We start from the raw sequence: 18,022 nt of genomic DNA, 5'->3' as shown, positions 1-18,022 counted from the left end.
GTGTTTTATGTCGTCAGACCTGAGCCCATGATTTTGAGAACCGGCGTGAAAGCCGGGCGGGCGTCGGGCAGTTTAACCGTCAATCCGTCCATGCCAAGCTCGAAACGCAAGGGCTGGCCGTGGCCGAGCAGTTCGACGCGCTCGACCTGACCTTTGCGTTGCGGTGAACCCTCGGCCATCGATGTGATCGTGACGTATGGCACGTTCGGCCATTCGGTCGGCAAGGCGTAGAGCGCCCCGGCCTTCGTCGTGAAGCGGATGTCTTCGTGGCTGAAATTCTTGGCCAGCTGTTCGTTCTGCGCCCCTTCGACAAAGCGCGTCGGGCCTTCGCCGTAAATATCCCACGGCCGCGTACCGAAGATGGCCTCGCCATTGACGTCCATCCAGGCCGCCATGTCGGTCAGCACCTTTTCTTCCTTGTCGTCGATCTCGCCATTGCCGCGTACCGGGATGGACAGCAGCAGGGTGCCGTTCTTCGACACGGTGTCGATCAGGCGTTGGATGACTTCCTTGGCGGTCTTGTAGCCGTTCTGCTCGTAGATGCGGCGGTCATAATGCCACTGGCCGATGCAGGTGCAGGTCTGCCAGGGCAGGGGGCGCAGGCGATCCGAGAAGCCGCGCTCGACATTGTTGGTCAGGCCGCGCGCCTGCTGGTCGTTCAGCGCATTGGTCGTGACGACGGCTTCCAGGCTGCCGTTCCAGGCGCGGTTGGCATTGTAGAAGTGGGCCACGGCGTCGAGGCCCGTCTGGCCGAGCGGCATGACGTAGTCGTCCATGTAGACGAAGTCGGGATGGTACTGCTCGACCAGGTCCTTCTGCCGCATGAGCCAAAGTTTGGCGTACCAGTCCTCGCCGGGCGGCGGCGTTTCCAGCCACTGGCCGGAATGGCTGTCGGTGTAGGCGTTCATGTCCTTGATGGTCTTGATGCCGTCGGGCGCCACCATGTCGCCGTGCGGGCCGGTATAGAGTTCCTGGGGGTCCAGGCCTTCCCACCACTTGCCTTTGCCTGCGTCCTTGTGACGCGTATAGGCGTCGTAGCGCACGCCCTGCTTCGGACCCTCGGCGTCGTAGCCGTAGGCGGTCTGCCACCAGTGCCAGGCGTGCGCCGAATGGTTCGACACGCCGAAGCGGATGCCGGCGTCGCGTGTGGCCTTGGCCCAGTCGCCGACGATGTCGCGCTTCGGCCCGATCTTCGTCGAATTCCAGGTGTGATAGCGCGAATTGAAGTTGTCGAAATTGTCGTGGTGGTTGGCCATGGCCACGAAATACTTGGCGCCGGCCTTCTTATAGAGGCCGAGCAGGTGCTGCGGATCCCACTTTTCGGCCTTCCAGCGCGGCAGGAAGTCCATGAAGCCGAATTCCGACGGGTGGCCGTAGGTCGCGACATGGTGTTCGTAATAGGGATTGCCCTGCTGGTACATCTGGCGGCCGTACCAGTCGCCGTATTCCGGCACGCATTGCGGACCCCAGTGGCCCCAGATGCCGAGCTTGGCGTCGCGGAACCAGTCGGGCGTCTTGTAACCGGTTTCGAAGGAGTCCCAGCTGGCCTCGAACAGCGGCTTGGCGGGCGCCTTCTTCGATTTGGCGCCTGCCTGGCCGGCGATCAGCCCGGCGCCTGTGCCGGCAAGCAGTCCACGGCGAGAAACGGTCATGTCGATCTTCCCAGATGAAGCGGCGGGACCGGAAGATTTTTCTCGGAAACGCAGGCGTAAACCACGCGGGCGAAGGACTGCGAATCGGCTTAATTGTCTCCCGTGTCGCGCCTTGTATGATTTTTTGCGACGTGACGATATCGGCGGAGTTCGCGCGCCTTGGCAAGAGCTAAATGTCCTGCATTTGCCAAGCGCCGGTTGTCAGCCTATAGATGTTGGAAAATAACGCCGTACCCTTGGTCCGGCACCATAAGGCTCGTGGAGAAGGAAACCGTTTTTGGCGCGTAAAGTCGGACGCCGCGGCGGCAATATCGTAACCATTCATGACGTGGCCCGGCACGTCGGCGTTTCGCCCATGACCGTTTCGCGGGTCATCAACGGCGAGAAGAACGTGCGCGAGGAAACGCGCGCCAAGGTTCTGGCCAGTGTCGAAGCGTTGAAATATTCGCCGAACCTGGCGGCGCGATCGCTGGCGACCCAGGACCAGGCGCGCATCGGCCTGATGTATTCCAATCCGTCCGTGGCCTTCCTGAGCGAGCTTTTGCTCGGCATCCTGGAAGAGACCTCGCAGAACGGCACCCAGCTGCTGATCGAAAGCTGCGACGGGCCGGAAGGGGCCAGTGTCGCGCTTGAGCGCCTCAAGCTTTCGGGCTGCGACGGCGTCATCCTGTCGCCGCCCCTGTCGGATTCGACGCGCGTCGCCAAGATTCTCAAGGACATGGGCATGCCCTTTGTCGGGGTCGCGGCGGCGCGCCCGGCAACCGACATCTGCAGCGTGTCGATCGACGATTTCAAGGCCGCCTACGCCATGACGCGGCGTCTGGTCGAGCTTGGCCATCGCACCATCGCCTTCATCAAGGGCCACCCCAACCAGTACGCCAGCCAGCTGCGCTACGAAGGCTTCGAGTCCGCCATGGAGCGCGCCGGCCTGACCGTCGAGCCGCAGCTGGTGGCTCAGGGTTACTTCACCTACCGTTCGGGTTTCGACGCAGCCGAGCGCCTGCTGGGACAAAAGAGCCGGCCGACCGCCATTTTCGCCAGCAATGACGACATGGCCGCCGGCGCTGTCGCCAACGCGCACCGCCTGGGTCTTGAGGTGCCGGAGCAGTTGACCGTGGTCGGTTTCGACGACACGGCCATGGCCTCTTCAGTGTGGCCCGAGCTGACGACGGTGCGCCAGCCGATTTCGGACATGGCGTCGATGTCGGTGCGCCTGCTGGTCGACCAGATCCGCGCCCACCGCGCCGGCCGGCCGTTCGAGGCGGTGCGCGAGGTCCGCGATTTCGCCCTGATCGAGCGTCAGTCGTCGGACACGGCGCGCGGAGCACCCGAAGCCGCTCCCGCCGAGGCCTGACTACCGGTTCGTGAATGCCCTGGAAGACGGTCCCCGAAGAACGTCATTGACACGGGCTGCGGTTTTCGGCTTGACAGTAGGTCGCGTCTGCTAGATGTGGTAGCGCTAACACATAAAGACCGGATGGCTATTGTCCATGCGGGACAAAAGATTGGGTTGAGGCCGAACTTCAAGCTTGGGCGCGCGCGCCCTGGGAGATTGACATGACTGATTTTCTTCCCGCCGACTGGCGTGAGGCAACCCTTGTCGGCCGCCTGGCCACGGCTGAAGGCCCGACCCCGATCCTGGTCAAGGGCGGCGAAGTGTTCGACATGTCGGCGGTGGCGCCGACCGTCTCGCTGCTGATGGCGGCCTGGCCGGAAAAGGGCGCGCCCACGGGCGGCCGGTCGCTTGGCAAGCTGGAAGACTTCACGTTCGGCAAGACCTGGACGGGTGAGCGCAAGGGCGACCAGCTTCTGTCCCCGATCGACCTGCAATGCGTCAAGGCGGCGGGCGTGACGTTTGCCGTGTCGGCCGTCGAGCGCGTCATCGAAGAGCGCGCCCGCGGCGACAGCGACAAGGCGCAGTCGATCCGCGACGCCCTGGCTGAACGCGTCGGCTCCGACATCCGCTCGGTGAAGCCCGGTTCGGCCGAGGCTGCCAAGCTGAAGGACGCCCTGATCACCGACGGCCTGTGGTCGCAATATCTCGAAGTCGCCATCGGCCCCGACGCCGAGGTCTTCACCAAGTCGCCCGTCCTGTCGTCGGTCGGCTGGGGCGACGAGGTCGGCGTCCGTTCGGACTCGACCTGGAACAATCCCGAACCCGAAGTCGTCATGGTCGTCGACCCCAACGGCCGCGCCGTCGGCGCCATGCTGGGCAACGATGTCAACCTGCGCTGTTTCGAAGGCCGTTCGGCCCTGCTGCTTGGCAAGGCCAAGGACAACAACGCGTCGTGCGCGCTCGGCCCCTTCATCCGCGTCTTCGACGACGGCTTCACCATCGACGACGTGCGCTCGGCCGTGCTCGACCTCAAGATCGATGGCCCCGAAGGCTATGAACTGGTCGGCCGCTCGACGATGAGCGAGATCAGCCGCGACCCGCTGGAGCTCGTGCGCCAGGCGATGAGCGAGCACCATTATCCCGACGGCTTCGTCCTGATGCTCGGCACGCTGTTCGCGCCGACCCAGGACCGCGACGTGCCGGGCCGGGGCTTCACGCACAAGGTCGGCGACGTCGTCAAGGTGTCGACGCCCAAGCTGGGCTGCCTGGAAAACCGCGTCACGACGTCGAAGGACGCGCGTCACTGGAACTTCGGCATTGCGGATCTCATGCAGAATCTTGCAGAGCGTGGCCTGCTGACCGCCCGCGCGCCGCAAAAGGCGCTCGCGTCGTAATAAAAGCATTGCAGGGCGTAGACCCAGGAAGAGTAAGCATATGTCATCTGCGATCTATCCCAGCCTGAAGGGCAAGAAGGTCTTGATCACCGGCGGCGGTTCGGGCATCGGCGCCGGCCTGGTCAGCGCCTTTGTGCAACAGGGTGCGCGCGTCCACTTCATCGACCTGGTCGATGAAGTCTCCACGACGCTCAATACCGGCGTGCTGGGCGTGGCCCCGACCTTCCACAAGTGCGACCTGACCGATACGCCGCTGTTGGAAAAGACCCTGGCGACGATCCTCAGCGACGGCCCGGTCCATATCCTGTTGAACAACGCCGCGCGCGACGACCGCCATTCGCTGTCGGAAGTGACGTCGGAATATTTCGACAAGAGCATCGCCGTGAACCTGAAGCACATGGCCATGTGCACGCGCGCCATCGCGCCGGGCATGAAGGCGGCCGGCGGCGGCGCCATCCTCAATTTCGGCTCGATCTCGTGGCACCTCGGCCTGCCGGACCTGGTGCTGTACGAAACCGCCAAGGCCGCGATCGAAGGCTTTACCCGCGCCCTGGCCCGCGAACTGGGCCCCGACAATATCCGTGTCACCACCATCATTCCCGGCAATGTGAAGACGCCGCGCCAGATGAAGTGGTACACGCCGGAAGGCGAAAAGCAGATCGTCGACGCCCAGTGCCTCAAGGGCCGCATCGAGCCGCAGCACGTCGCCTCGCTGGCCATGTTCCTGGCCTCGGACGACGCGGCCCTGTGCACCGGCCATGGCTACTGGATCGACGCCGGCTGGCGCTAGGATATTTGCGCCGAACTGGCGACCCGAGCGGGTCCTGGGACACCAGGGCGATAGACCGGGCGCACCGAGGCGATCAGGGAGATAAGGCGTGACAGAGCTTTTCAAGCCCACCTGCGTCTGGGACCTCAAGGCGACGCTGGGCGAGGGCCCCGTATGGTCGGCCAAGGACCATGCCGTCTGGTTCGTCGATATCAAGCAGCAGAAGGTCCACCGCTACGACGTGGCGGTCGGTTCGCACCGCACCTTCCATGCCCCCAGCCCCTGCGGCTTTATCGCGCCAAAGCGCCGCGGTGGCTTTGTCGTCGGCTGCAAGACCGGCCTTTTCGACTTCGATCCCAAGGCCGAAACCTTCACGCTGCTGACGCACGTCGAGCCCGGCCTGCCGACCAATCGCCTCAATGACGGCTTCGTCGACCGCCACGGCCGCCTGTGGTTCGGCTCGATGGACGACGCCGAGGAGCAGCCGACGGGCAAGCTTTACCGCTATGATGCGCGCGGCCTGAAGGTCATGGACGACGACTACGTCATCACCAACGGCCCGGCGGTCAGTCCCGACGGCAAGACCCTCTATCATAACGACACGCTGAAAAAGATCATCTACGCCTTCGACCTGTCGGACGACGGCCATCTGTCGAACAAGCGCGTTTTTGCCCGCCTCGACGCCGATACGTCAGCCGACGTGTCGAGCCCGGTCTGCTATGCCGGCGAGTTGGAGCACCGCAAGGCGCACGGCGAAGGCTATATGGACGGGCCGGTCGTCGATTCCGCCGGCAATATCTGGAATTCGCTCTTCTTCGGCTGGGGCGTCAACTGCTATGCGCCGGACGGCCGGCTGCTGCGCAAGGTGTCCCTGCCCGTGTCGAACGTCACCAAGATCGCGTTCGGCGGTCACGACCTCAAGACCGTCTACGTCACCACTGCCGCCAAGGGCCTGTCAGCCGAAGAGCTGAAGCAGCAGCCCCTGGCCGGCGGCCTTTTCCGCTTCGAGGTCGATATTTCCGGCCAGCCCCAGTACGAGATCGAGCATGTCTGAATATTCTGAGAAAACCTCGGGCCGTAAGCCCGCGACGGCCAATGGCCGCTTCCGCTCGCAGGACTGGTTCGACGCGCCGGGCCATATCGACATGGCGGCGCTCTATCTCGAGCGCTTCATGAACTACGGCATCACGCCGCAGGAACTGCGCTCGGGCAAGCCGATCATCGGTTTCGCCCAGACGGGCAGCGACCTCAGCCCATGCAACCGCATCCACGTAGAGTTGGCCAAGCGCACGCGCGAAGGCATCGTCGCGGCCGGCGGCATCTGCATGGAATTCCCCTGCCATCCGATCTTCGAAAACTGCCGCCGCCCCACGGCTGCGATCGACCGCAACCTCAGCTTCATGACCTTGGTCGAGATCCTGTATGGCTATCCGATCGACGCCGTCGTGCTGACGACCGGCTGTGACAAGACGACGCCCGCCGGCATCATGGCGGCGACCGCTGTCGATATTCCGGCTATCGTCCTGTCGGGCGGCCCTATGCTCGACGGCTATCATAATGGCGACCTCGTCGGCTCCGGCACGGTCATCTGGCGCTCGCGCCGGGCGCTGGCCGCAGGCCAGATCACCGAGGAAGAGTTCTTCGATGCCGCGTGTTCGTCGGCCCCGTCGGCCGGCCACTGCAACACCATGGGCACGGCTTCGACGATGAACGCCGTCGCTGAGACACTGGGCCTGTCGCTGCCGGGCTGTTCGGCCATCCCGGCGCCGTACCGCGAACGCGGCCAGATCGCTTACGAGACCGGCCGCCGCATCGTCGAGATGGCCTATGACGACCTGAAGCCGTCGAAGATCCTGACCAAGCAGAGCTTCCTCAACGCCATCGCGGCCGTCGCCGCCATGGGCGGATCGACCAATGCCCAGCCGCACATCGTCGCCATGGCGCGCCACGCCGGCGTCGAAATCACCGACGCCGACTGGATGGGCGCGCACGACCTGCCGCTGATCCTCAACATGCAGCCGTCGGGCAAGTATCTGGGCGAGCGCTTCCATCGCGCCGGCGGCGTGCCGGCCATCCTGCACGAACTGGCCGTCGCCAACCGCCTGCACGAAGGCGCGCTGACGGTCACCGGCAAGTCGATCGGCGAGAACATCAAGGGCCGCGAAACCAGGGACCGCGAGATGATCACGACCGTGGCCGCACCGCTGATGGAGCGCGCGGGCTTCATGGTGCTCAAGGGCAACCTGTTCGACTTCGCCATCATGAAGACCAGCGTCATTTCGGAAGAGTTCCGCACCCGCTACCTGTCGCGTCCGGGGCAGGAAAACGTCTTCGAATGCAAGTGCGTCGTCTTCGACGGTTCGACCGACTACCACAATCGCCTCAACGACCCGTCGCTGGGTATCGACGAGAACACCATCCTGGTGATCCGCGGTTCGGGCGTCATCGGCTGGCCGGGTTCGGCCGAGGTCGTCAACATGCAGCCGCCCGACGCGCTTCTGAAAAAAGGCATCACCTCGTTGCCGACCCTGGGCGACGGCCGCCAGTCGGGCACGTCGGATTCGCCGTCGATCCTCAACGCCTCGCCGGAAAGCGCGGCGGGGGGCGGCCTGGCCTGGCTGCGCACCGGCGACGTCATCCGCATCGACCTGAATACTGGCCGTTGCGACATGCTGGTCGACGACGAAACGATCGAATCGCGCAAAAAAGACGGCTTGCCGCCGATCCCGGCCTCGGCTACCCCGTGGCAGGAGATTTACCGCAGCACGGTGTCGCAACTGCACACGGGTGGCGTGATGGAACCGGCGCTGAAATATACAAAGATCGCCGAAAACATGCCGCGCCATAACCACTGAATTCGGGGCGGCGATGCTGCATTGCATCGTCGCCTTTTTTCGTGGTAGCGTTAACATTAACGCCTTTGAAATCAGGCGAAAAATCAGCGCAAACCCTTACAGTTTATGACTCTTTTGGCGACAAAAGCTTGCCTGAAAGTCGTATTGACATTAAGACTTCATTAAGCGGCTCTAAAAACAGGCGAAAAGCCATAATGCCACGTCGCGAGATGCAAAACCTCACGGGCAAGAGCTCGTCGGGCAAGGGATACGGGCAAAAGCCCGTCAGGAAGGGAGTTAAAGAGGTATGGCCTCCACAGCAAAGACTGTGAACATGGGTCTGGTCATGGGGCTCGCCATCGGCGCGGCGCTGGGCGGGCTTTTGTTCGGTTACGACACCGCCGTGATCAACGGCGCCGTCGAATCCATCAAGCACAATTTCATCGACCCGCGGACCATGCTCACCGAGCTGGAACGTAACAACCTGTTCGGCTGGGCGACCGGCATGGCGCTGCTCGGCTGTGTCGTCGGCTCGATCGTCGCGGGCTTCACGGCCACCGCCTTCGGCCGCCGCGGCGGCATGATGATCGCCGCCGTCCTGTTCTTCTTCTCGTCGATCCTGTCGGGCTATCCCGAAACCGGCCTGGCGCCGCTGGGCGGCCTGGGCGTCCACGCGCTCACGCCCTTCATGGTCTACCGCTTCATCGGCGGCGTCGCCATCGGCATGGCCTCGCTGATCTCGCCGCTGTACATCGCCGAAATCGCGCCTGCCAAGCAACGCGGCCTGCTGGTGACCTTCCAGCAACTGGCCATCGTCGGCGGCATTCTGCTGGTCGCGATCGTCAACCTGTACATCCAGCGCCTTGGCGGCAACAACGACACCTGGGTCGACAGCGTCGGCTGGCGCTACATGCTGGCCTCGTGCGGTATCCCCGCCGGCCTGTTCTTCCTGGCTGCGCTGATGATGCCGGACACCCCGCGCTGGTACGTGATCAAGGGGAAGGAAGACAAGGCGCGCGAGCTGCTGCTCAAGCTCAACGACGTTGAAACGACCGAAGTGACGATCGCCGAAATCAAGGGTTCGATGACCCAGCATTCGGGCAAGCTGTTCTCGTTCGGCGTCGGCGTCATCCTGGTCGGCATCCTGCTGTCGGTCTTCCAGCAGTTCGTCGGCATCAACGCGGTGCTCTACTACTCGAACCTGATGTTCAAGAACATCGGCCTGGGTCGTGACGCGGCCTTCCTGCAAACCGTCATCATCATGGCGACCAACGTGGTCTTCACGCTCGTCGCGACCTTTACCGTCGACAGCTGGGGCCGCAAGCCGCTGCTGATCCTCGGCGGCTTCATCATGGCCGCGGCCATGATCGCCATGGGCTTCATGTTCCAGACCAAGATGGAAGGCACGGCCCTGCTCGGCGCCGCCATGCTCTACGTCGCCGGCTTCGCCCTGTCGTGGGGCCCGGTCGTGTGGGTCATGCTGTCGGAACTGTTCCCGAACTCGATCAAGGGTCCGGCCATGTCGATCGCCGTCGCCGCGCAGTGGATTTCGAACTTCGTCGTCACCTGGTCGTTCCTCGTCATCGACGGCGACACGCACCTGAACGCCATGTTCAACCACGGCTTCGCCTACTACATGTACGGCGGCTTCTCGATCCTGGCGGCGCTGTTCGTCTGGAAGTTCGTGCCCGAAACCAAGGGCCGCACCCTGGAGGCCATCGAAAGCCTCTGGAAGAAGCACTAATCCGTGTTTTGACACAGGAAACGGCGGGGTTCTTAAAGACCCCGCCGTTTTTATGTCTGCCGGCCGATGCGCAAGCCTCACGGCAGGAAGATTGCAAAAAGTAGCGACGCGCAGACGTCGCAACGACTAAAAACGATAAGGCCTTAGATCATGCTGCGTCTCACCGTCCAGGACAGCGTTCTCGAGATCGACCCCGACAACGGTGCGGCCATCCGCCGCTACGCCAAGGGCAGCCGTGAGGTCATGCGCGCGGCGAAAGACGGCGAGACCGATCCGCTGGAGACCGCCAACTTTCCGCTCGTGCCATGGTGCAACCGCCTGCGCGACGGCGCCTTCGTCTTCGAAGGGCACAAGGTCAAGCTGCCGCCGAATTTCATGGATACGCCGCACCCGCTGCACGGCCACGGCTGGATGGTGCCCTGGCGCGTGGTGGAGTCATCTTCGTCGCGTGCGGCGCTCAGCTATACGCACCAGCCCGACGAATGGCCTTGGAGCTATGAGGCAACGCTGGTTTATGAACTGCGCCCCGACGGCCTGCGCTGTTACCTTTCGGTCAAGAACCTGTCGCAGGCCATCATGCCGGCGGGCCTGGGTTTCCATCCCTATTTCAACCGCACGCCGCAGACGCGCCTGAAGGCGACGGTGGACGGCGTCTGGCTGTCGGACGACGAGGTCCTGCCGCGCAACTGGCATGCTGGCGCCCTGAAGAAGCACTGGACCGAGGGCGACGTGGTCAGTCACGATGTGACCATCGACAACTGCTATACGGGCTTCAAGGGCAAGGCGGAGTTTTTCGAAGGCGACCGGCTGACGCATATCCTGCGCGCCTCGCCCAACTGCCACTGGCTGCACATCTTCGCGCCCATCCACGACCAGAGCTATTTCTGCGCCGAACCGGTCGACCATATGCCGGACCCGTTCAACCAGCCCAATTCCGGCCTGAAGTGCCTGAAGGCCGGGGCGACCGACATGGTGTGGATGGATTTGACCGTCGTGGATTAATTCGCGTGAAATTATAATACATTTGCCGGCATAAAATCCTGTGCTACAGCCTGAATACGCTCCGAAGCCCCTTCACATGCGCCGCTTTGCGCATTAATGGTCGGACAATTATACAGGCGAGGAAAAAACAAGGTATGTTCTCGATGTTCAGTAAACCCCTCAAGATCGGTCTCGTTGGCCTGGGCAAGATTGCCGTCGATCAGCATATCCCGTCGATCAATGCCAACAAGAACCTGAAGCTGGTGGCCGGCGCTTCGCCGAACGGCCGCCCAGAGGGTATCGTCGCTTATCCGACGCTCGACGAGATGCTTCAACGCCATCCCGATATCGAAGCCGTCGCCATCTGTACCCCGCCGCAAATCCGCTTCGGCATCGCCAAACAGGTGATCGACGGCGGCCGTCACGTCTTCCTTGAAAAGCCGCCCGCGGGGACGCTGGGCGAGGCCGATGAAATCAAGCGCCTGGCCGCCGCCAGGGGCGTGACTGTGCTGGCCAGCTGGCACTCGCGTTTCGCGCCGGCGGTCGAGGCCGCTCGCAAGTGGATCGCGGCGCGCAAGCTGAAGAGCGTCAAGGTCGTGTGGAAGGAAAACGTGCGCCAGTGGCACCCCGGTCAGAAGTGGATTTTCGAGGCCGGGGGCATGGGCGTGTTCGACCCGGGCATCAATTCGCTGTCGATCGTGACGCGCATCCTGCCCGAAGCCGTCTTCGTCAAGAAGGCCGACCTGCACTTTCCGGGCAATTGCGACGCGCCGATTCAGGTCGAAATGGACATGATCAGCGGCAGCGTTCCCGTGCGCGCCGAATACGACTTCCTGCAGACCGGCATCCAGACCTGGAGCATTTATGTCGAGGCCGAGTCGGGTGAGACGATGAACCTGCACCTCGGCGGCACCGAGATGGAGGTCGACGGCAAGACGGTGCTGAAGGAAAAGGAAGCCGAATACCCCGGGCTTTACGCGCACTTCTACGACCTGGTGCGCGGTAAGACCTCGGACGCGGACTTCTCGCCGCTGCGTATCGTCGCCGACGCCATGCTGATCGGCAAGCGCATCGTGGCGCCGGACTATATCGAGTAGCTTGCGCCAAACGGCAAAAAAGGAAAGGCTCCGGATCGCTCCGGAGCCTTTCTTGTATCGGGTCAATTGCCTGACCTGTTTCCGGCCTATTTCGGATCTTCGACGAACTCGACTTCCTCGGCATTGGTGCGCGAGACGCGGGCGACGCGCAGGGCATTGGTCGAGCCCGACTTGCCGAAGGGCATGCCGGCGACGATGACGATGTCCTGGCCCGGTTCGGCGATGCCTTCGCTGCGCGCGATCTTGGTGGCGACGGCGACGGTTTCGGTCATCGAGTGGGTGACCGGCGCGACGACCGGGTGCAGACCCCAGGTCAGTGCCAGGCGGCGCGCGGTTTCGACATTCGGCGTCAGGCCGAGGATGGGCGAAGTAGGCCGTTCGCGCGCGACGCGCAGCGCCGTGCTGGCCGAATTGGTCAGCGCGGCGATGGCGACGGCGTCGATCGTCTGCGCGACCTGACGGGCGGCGGCGGCGATGGCGCCGGACGTCGACTTTTCCGGATCCGGGCGGCGGCGGTCGGTCAGGCCGCGCCAGCCGTCGTCCTTTTCGACCCGGGCGACGATGCGGTCCATGATGGTGACGGCTTCGACCGGGTACTGGCCGGCGGCGGTTTCGGCCGACAGCATGACGGCGTCGGCGCCGTCGAACACGGCGGTCGCCACGTCCGAGGCTTCGGCGCGAGTCGGGGTGGGGGCCGAAATCATCGATTCCAGCATTTGCGTCGCGACGATGACCGGCTTGCCCATCTGGCGGGCGGTCATGACGATGCGCTTTTGCGCCAGCGGCACTTCTTCCGGCGGAAGCTCAACGCCCAGGTCGCCGCGGGCGACCATGACGGCGTCGGACAGGCGCATGATCTCATCGAGATTGTCGAGCGCTTGCGGCTTTTCCAGCTTGGACAGCACCCAGGCGCGGCCCTTGATCAGGTCGCGGGCTTCCAGCACGTCCTCGGGACGCTGCACGAAGCTGAGGCCGATATATTCGACGCCGCGCTGCAGGGCGAACTCCATGTCCGAGCGGTCTTTTTCCGTCAGGGCCGGGATCGGCAGGACGACGTCGGGGACGTTGACGCCCTTGCGGTCCGACAGGCGGCCGCCGATGACCACGATCGTTTCCAGGTGGTCTTCACGCACATGGGTGACGCGCAGCTTCAGCTTGCCGTCGTCGAGCAGCAGATGCGAACCGATCTGGGCGGCGGCGATGATTTCGGGGTGGGGCAGGGTGGCGCGGCGCGAATCGCCCGGCGTCGGGTTGAGATCGAGGCGGAAGGTCTGGCCTGGATTGAGGATGACCGCGCCGCCCATGAAGCGGCCGACACGCAGTTTCGGCCCCTGGACGTCGGCGAGAATCCCGATCGGATGCTTGGTCTTGGCTTCCAGTTCGCGGATCAGCTCGATATTGCGGCCATGGTCCTCATGGCTGCCGTGCGAGAAGTTGAGGCGGAAGACATCGGCCCCGGCATGCAGCAGTTGCGCCATCATTTCGGCGTTCGAGCTGGCAGGCCCCAGGGTGGCGACGATCTTGGTCTTGCGGCGGCGGAGGATTTTCAAGGGCGCAACTCTCGTAATAGGGGGCGTTTTTCGCGTCGGACAAAGCCTACATGTGCCGTCGGGTCAAGAGAAAACTGACTCGTTTTCCCAAAGCGTCGCAACAAATGACAGCGCTGACAATCTTCTTGCCAAACGGCTCGGGCTGCTCCTAGCATAAACATTTATCGTAAATAATAAGACAACCGGAAAAGAACGGCGACCCGAATGGCGTTGCAAAAAACGCAACGGCGTTAACATTTTTCGAGTCCGGCGAACCCTGGACAGAACTTCTCCCGTATGAGGGGCAGGGCTTGGCAATTGTCAGGCAATTCAAGTAGAAAGAGGCCTCGCAGGTGGGGAGGGTCGCACTTTTTCGCTTGCCAACCCGGTAAAAACCCGGCTTTCTGCAATTTGATTTATTTAATTGTCGAAGGCTAGGTGGCTTCCTCCTTCGTCAGAAACGTTAACAGGTAGGTACATGTCCAACTCCGCAGCAACGCCCAAAACCGGAGGCGGTGGCCTCTTACTGGCCGTCGTCTACGTCACCGCCCTCTTTTTCATCTGGGCCTTCGTCACCAATCTGATCGACCCGCTCGTCAAGAGCATGAAGGTCATCTACACGCTGACGGACGCCGAAGCCCAGCTCAACCAGTTCGCCTTCTTCATCGCCTACGGCATCATGTCGATCCCGTCGGCCGCCTACCTGGCCAAGAACGGCTACGCCAAGTCGATCATCCTCGGCCTCATCGGCATCGTCGCCGGCTGCCTGATCGCCTGGTCGACCACCTTCTCGCATAACTTCATCACCGTTCTGCTCGGCCTGTTCGTGGCGGCCTCGGGCATCACCCTCCTGCAGGTCGCGGCCAACCCGCTGATCGCCTCGATGGGTAACCCGAAGGGCGCGCACTTCCGCCTGAACCTGTCGCAAGCCTTCAACTCGATGGGCGCCTTCCTCGGCGGCATGTTCGGTTCGAAGTTCCTGCTCAGCGGCCCGCTGTTCGAAAAGGACGTCATCATCACCGAAGCCATGAAGGCCACCGGCCTCGGCTTCGTGACCAATGTCTACCTGACGATCGCCGCCATCCTGGCCGTCTTCACCCTGGCCGTCTTCATGGTCCGCAACACGGTCACGGCCAACTCGCCGAAGATGGCCGAGCACGCCGAATCGCCGTTCTCGGCCTTCAAGTCGAAGTGGGCCAACCTCGGCTCGCTGGGCATCTTCCTGTATGTCGGCGCCGAAGTCTGCGTGATCTCGGGCATGATCTTCTTCCTTGAGCAAAAGCAGATCCTGAACATCCCGTCGCAGGTCGCCGGCTTTGTCGGCCCCGTCTTCATGCTGTTCGCCATGTTCGGCCGCTTCATCGGCTCGTGGCTGATGACCTTCATTAAGGCGACGACCATGCTGACCGTCGTGGCCCTGGGTGCGACCATCCTCTGCATCATCGTCATCGCCACTTACCACATGGACGCGAACCCGCTGAACGGCACCTTCCCGATCCCGACCTTCCCCGGCACCTATAACGCGCCGCTGACGACGGGCTTCATCCCGGGCTTTGCCGCCATCCTGATCGGCCTGTTCAACTCGATCATGTTCCCGACCATCTTCACGCTGACGCTGGAACGTTCGTCGGCTCCGGCATCGGCCACCTCGGGCCTGATGTGCATGGCCATCTGCGGCGGCGGTTTCATCTCGGTCGCCTACGGCTTCGCGGTCGACCAGTTCCTGGCCCACTTCCCGGTCGGCGCCCGTTCGCTCGCCTTCTGTGTGCCGCTGGTCTGCTACCTCTACGTCCTGTGGTTCGCCCAGGCCGCCAAGAAGGCCCCGACCCATGCCATCGAAGAAGGCGTTTCCGCCGGCCACTAACCGGTGACTTCCATCATCCCCCGGGGTTCGCCGCAACGCGGCCCCGGGGGAATTTATATGCGTACCAACCCGCCCGGAGTGGCGGGAGGAATGTAACAAACTTTTCGGGACGGACAGAACCTATGCTTTATGTCGGCGTTGATTTCGGGGGTACCAAGATCGAGGCAGCGGCCTTGTCGTACGACGGGGAATTCCTGTCGCGGCAGCGCGAGCCGAACCCCGGAAACTATGAGGACGCCGTCAGGGTCGTCTGCGACCTGATCGCCCGTGTCGAGGCGGAAGCCCGCATCAAGGATCCCAATCTCGTTCACCGCGTCGGCACGATCGGTGTCGGCGCCCCCGGTTCGGTCAGCCCGCGCACCGGTGTGATGCGCAACGCCAACTCGACCTGGCTGAACGGCAAGACCTTCCGCGAAGACCTCGAAACCGCCCTGCAACGTCCGGTGCGCCTGGCCAACGACGCCAACTGTCTCGCCTTGAGCGAAGCCATCGACGGCGCGGCCAAGGGCCTGAAGTCGGTCTTCGCCATCATCGTCGGTACGGGCTGCGGCGGCGGCCTGGTGGTCGATGGCCACCTGGTTGAAGGCGCCAACGGCGTCACCGGCGAGTGGGGGCATATTCCGCTGCCTTGGCCGCGTCCTGAAGAATATCCCGGTCCCACCTGCTGGTGCGGCCAGAAGAGCTGCCTTGAGACCTGGGTGTCGGGTTCGGGCTTTGCGCGCGATTTCAAACAGGTCACCGGCCGCCCTCTGCGCGGCGAAGAGATTATCGAAGCGATGCGCAAGGGCGACGCCGAGGCCGAAGCCGCCTTCGACCGTCTGATCGATCGTCTGGGCCGCGGCATGGCCGTCGCCGTCAACATGATCGATCCCGACGCCTTCGTCTTCGGCGGCGGCCTGTCGAATGTGCCCGAGCTCTATGAGCGCCTGCCGGGCAAGATCAAGCCGTACGTCTTCAGCGATTCCTGGGAGGCGGCGCTGGTCCCGGCCAAGTGGGGCGACTCGTCAGGCGTACGCGGCGCGGCCCAGCTCTGGCAGCAGGGCCGCTGATTGATGGAAGGCGCGCCGTGTGACATGGTGCGCACCATGACGAAGACGCCGTTCCTGACCGCGCTGATTCTGCTGCTGGCCGCCTCGGGGAGCCATGCCCAGACGCGCGTGCACGGCACCTTCCCCGGACATGGCCCACGGCCGCAACCTGTCGCAGCGCCTGCGCCCGTTGAGCCGGCCCTGTCTGCGTCGAAGCCCAAAAGCTGGCGCGCCGAAGACTATCCGGCATCGGATCAAACGCCGCCGCCTACGCCTCCACCGCCGTCAACGGGCCCGAAGCCCGACGTGACCATCGCGGTCACCGGGGGGATGGTCGGCGGAACGTCGCTTGACGACGACACCTACGCTTTCAAGGGCATCCCGTTTGCCCGTCCGCCGGTCGGCGCCTTGCGCTGGACGCCGCCGCAGCCACCGGAGCCGTGGAAGGGCGTGCGCTATGCGACCGAAAGCGCTTCGGCCTGCCTTCAGGTCTCCTACGGTTGGAATGCCGACCTGGCGCAGTCGAGTTCCGAGGACTGTCTCTATCTCGAAATCCGGTCCAGCGTGCTCGATCCGGCGGCGAAGATGCCCGTCATGGTTTTCATCCACGGCGGCGCCAATCGGGCCGGCGGCGGGGCAGGGACGATTTCGTCGGCCCTGGTGACCCGCGACGTCGTACTGGTGTCGATCCAGTACCGCCTGGGCGTCTTCGGCTTCCTGTCGCATCCCGCGCTGACGGCCGAAAGCCCGGACCATGCTTCGGGCAACTATGCCCTGATGGACCAGATTGCTGCCTTGCAATGGGTGCGCGACAATATCGCCAAATTCGGCGGCGATCCCGACAATGTCACCCTCTTCGGCCACAGCGCCGGCGCACAGGATGTCGGTCTGCTGATGAGCTCGCCGCTGGCGCGCGGCCTGTTCCACAAGGCGATCGAGGAAAGCGGCCCGCCACAGTTCGGCCTGCCGCCGCGCACGCTTGCCGAAAACGAAGCCATGGGCGTCGATCTGGCCGGCCAGTACAGCAAGTCCGCTCCGGACAGCGCCAGGGCCCTGGCCGACCTGCGCCGCGCACCGGCCGCCGAACTTCAGGCCGCGGCAGACCGCCTGAAAGTGCCCGTCGACGACGCCAGCTTCATCTGGCTGCAAGCCGTGGTCGACGGCCACGTCCTGCCCCGTTCACCCTATGAGGTGTTCCGCAGCCTCGACCAGGCGCCGGTGCCGCTGATCATCGGCGTGTCGGCGCAGGAGCTGGGCCTGTATGGGGGCAAGGCCGCTGTCTATCCGACGGCGCAGAAGGCCTTCGGTTCGAAATTCCTGCGGGCGCTTGGCGTCTATGGCCTCGATGTCAAGAAGACGGCCAAGGACGATCCGGTCATGGGCGATGTCGCCATGCAGATGTCGACCGACCTCATGATGCGCTGTCCGTCGGACTGGACGGCGTGGCACGTCAATGCAGCCAGGCAGTCGGCCTGGCTCTATCAGCTCGACGTCGACGCCACGGGCAATACCGTTCACCATGGCTCGGAACTGGCCTTCGTCTTCAACGGGCGTCCGCGCGGCAAGACCGCCGCCGAATGGCCGCCGTTGCTCGACTACTGGGCCAATTTCGCATGGGACGGCCATCCGAACGGCCGTGGCGTGCCGGACTGGCCGGCCTATGGCCGCGAAGGCAACTATATCGAATTCACCCGCGAGGGCGCCGTCGCCAAGGCGGCCATGCGCCTGCGTGTCTGCGAACTGCGCGACACGCCCTGATTTGCGTCGGGCGTGTCGCTCCGCTATGACACGGAC

13 protein-coding genes are annotated in these 18,022 nt (G+C 63.7%); 11 read left to right on the top strand and 2 right to left on the bottom strand.

Translation table 11 applies throughout. The annotated features are described in order from the left end of the window. Positions 1–5: 5 nt before the first annotated feature. Complete coding sequence (locus AB8717_RS16160) at positions 6–1,652, bottom strand: alpha-L-fucosidase (RefSeq protein ID WP_443748342.1); 1,647 nt, start codon at positions 1,650–1,652, stop codon at positions 6–8. A 277-nt stretch (positions 1,653–1,929) separates the two neighbouring features. Here AB8717_RS16160 and AB8717_RS16155 point away from each other — a divergent pair, with 277 nt between their 5' ends. From AB8717_RS16155 to AB8717_RS16120, 8 genes are all read left to right on the top strand, one after another. Next, the gene (locus AB8717_RS16155) at positions 1,930–3,006 is read left to right on the top strand and encodes a LacI family DNA-binding transcriptional regulator (protein WP_443748341.1); all 1,077 of its coding nucleotides are present in this window, start codon (positions 1,930–1,932) and stop codon (positions 3,004–3,006) included. Positions 3,007–3,203: 197 nt separating this feature from the next. Further along, positions 3,204–4,382: a fumarylacetoacetate hydrolase family protein gene (locus tag AB8717_RS16150; protein WP_443750910.1), complete on the top strand. Its 1,179-nt coding sequence runs from the start codon at positions 3,204–3,206 to the stop codon at positions 4,380–4,382. Positions 4,383–4,422: 40 nt separating this feature from the next. Beyond that, positions 4,423–5,172 carry an SDR family NAD(P)-dependent oxidoreductase gene (locus tag AB8717_RS16145; RefSeq protein WP_443748340.1) on the top strand — a complete coding sequence of 250 codons (750 nt, stop codon included), beginning with the start codon at positions 4,423–4,425 and terminating at the stop codon, positions 5,170–5,172. A gap of 88 nt (positions 5,173–5,260) precedes the next feature. After that, the gene (locus tag AB8717_RS16140) at positions 5,261–6,205 is read left to right on the top strand and encodes an SMP-30/gluconolactonase/LRE family protein (protein WP_443748339.1); all 945 of its coding nucleotides are present in this window, start codon (positions 5,261–5,263) and stop codon (positions 6,203–6,205) included. Beyond that, entirely contained in the window at positions 6,198–8,006 is a 1,809-nt protein-coding gene (locus AB8717_RS16135; protein ID WP_443748338.1) for an IlvD/Edd family dehydratase, read from the top strand. The genes AB8717_RS16140 and AB8717_RS16135 overlap by 8 nt, the downstream gene beginning before the upstream one ends. A 286-nt stretch (positions 8,007–8,292) precedes the next feature. Then, the gene (locus tag AB8717_RS16130) at positions 8,293–9,729 is read left to right on the top strand and encodes a sugar porter family MFS transporter (RefSeq protein WP_443748337.1); all 1,437 of its coding nucleotides are present in this window, start codon (positions 8,293–8,295) and stop codon (positions 9,727–9,729) included. A 150-nt stretch (positions 9,730–9,879) separates the two neighbouring features. Then, the gene (locus AB8717_RS16125) at positions 9,880–10,731 is read left to right on the top strand and encodes an aldose 1-epimerase (RefSeq protein ID WP_443748336.1); all 852 of its coding nucleotides are present in this window, start codon (positions 9,880–9,882) and stop codon (positions 10,729–10,731) included. 143 nt (positions 10,732–10,874) lie between these two features. Beyond that, complete coding sequence (locus AB8717_RS16120) at positions 10,875–11,807, top strand: Gfo/Idh/MocA family protein (protein ID WP_443748335.1); 933 nt, start codon at positions 10,875–10,877, stop codon at positions 11,805–11,807. 86 nt (positions 11,808–11,893) lie between these two features. On the opposite strand, the gene pyk is transcribed toward AB8717_RS16120, so the two are convergent. Further along, positions 11,894–13,351, bottom strand: a complete 1,458-nt coding sequence (pyk, locus tag AB8717_RS16115; RefSeq protein WP_443750909.1) for a pyruvate kinase — start codon at positions 13,349–13,351, stop codon at positions 11,894–11,896. Between the two features lie 463 nt (positions 13,352–13,814). Here pyk and AB8717_RS16110 point away from each other — a divergent pair, with 463 nt between their 5' ends. The 3 genes from AB8717_RS16110 (at position 13,815) to AB8717_RS16100 (ending at position 17,986) form a co-directional block, all read left to right on the top strand. Next, positions 13,815–15,200 carry a sugar MFS transporter gene (locus tag AB8717_RS16110; RefSeq protein ID WP_443748334.1) on the top strand — a complete coding sequence of 462 codons (1,386 nt, stop codon included), beginning with the start codon at positions 13,815–13,817 and terminating at the stop codon, positions 15,198–15,200. Between the two features lie 122 nt (positions 15,201–15,322). Then, positions 15,323–16,249, top strand: coding sequence for an ROK family protein (locus AB8717_RS16105; RefSeq protein ID WP_443748333.1), 927 nt, complete (start codon positions 15,323–15,325; stop codon positions 16,247–16,249). A 36-nt stretch (positions 16,250–16,285) separates the two neighbouring features. Further along, positions 16,286–17,986 carry a carboxylesterase/lipase family protein gene (locus tag AB8717_RS16100; protein WP_443748332.1) on the top strand — a complete coding sequence of 567 codons (1,701 nt, stop codon included), beginning with the start codon at positions 16,286–16,288 and terminating at the stop codon, positions 17,984–17,986. Positions 17,987–18,022 lie beyond the last annotated feature (36 nt).

Origin of the sequence: Asticcacaulis solisilvae, from assembly GCF_052327315.1 — a bacterium.
GTDB lineage: Bacteria > Pseudomonadota > Alphaproteobacteria > Caulobacterales > Caulobacteraceae > Asticcacaulis > Asticcacaulis solisilvae_B.
This window is presented reverse-complemented; position numbering and strand designations above follow the sequence as displayed.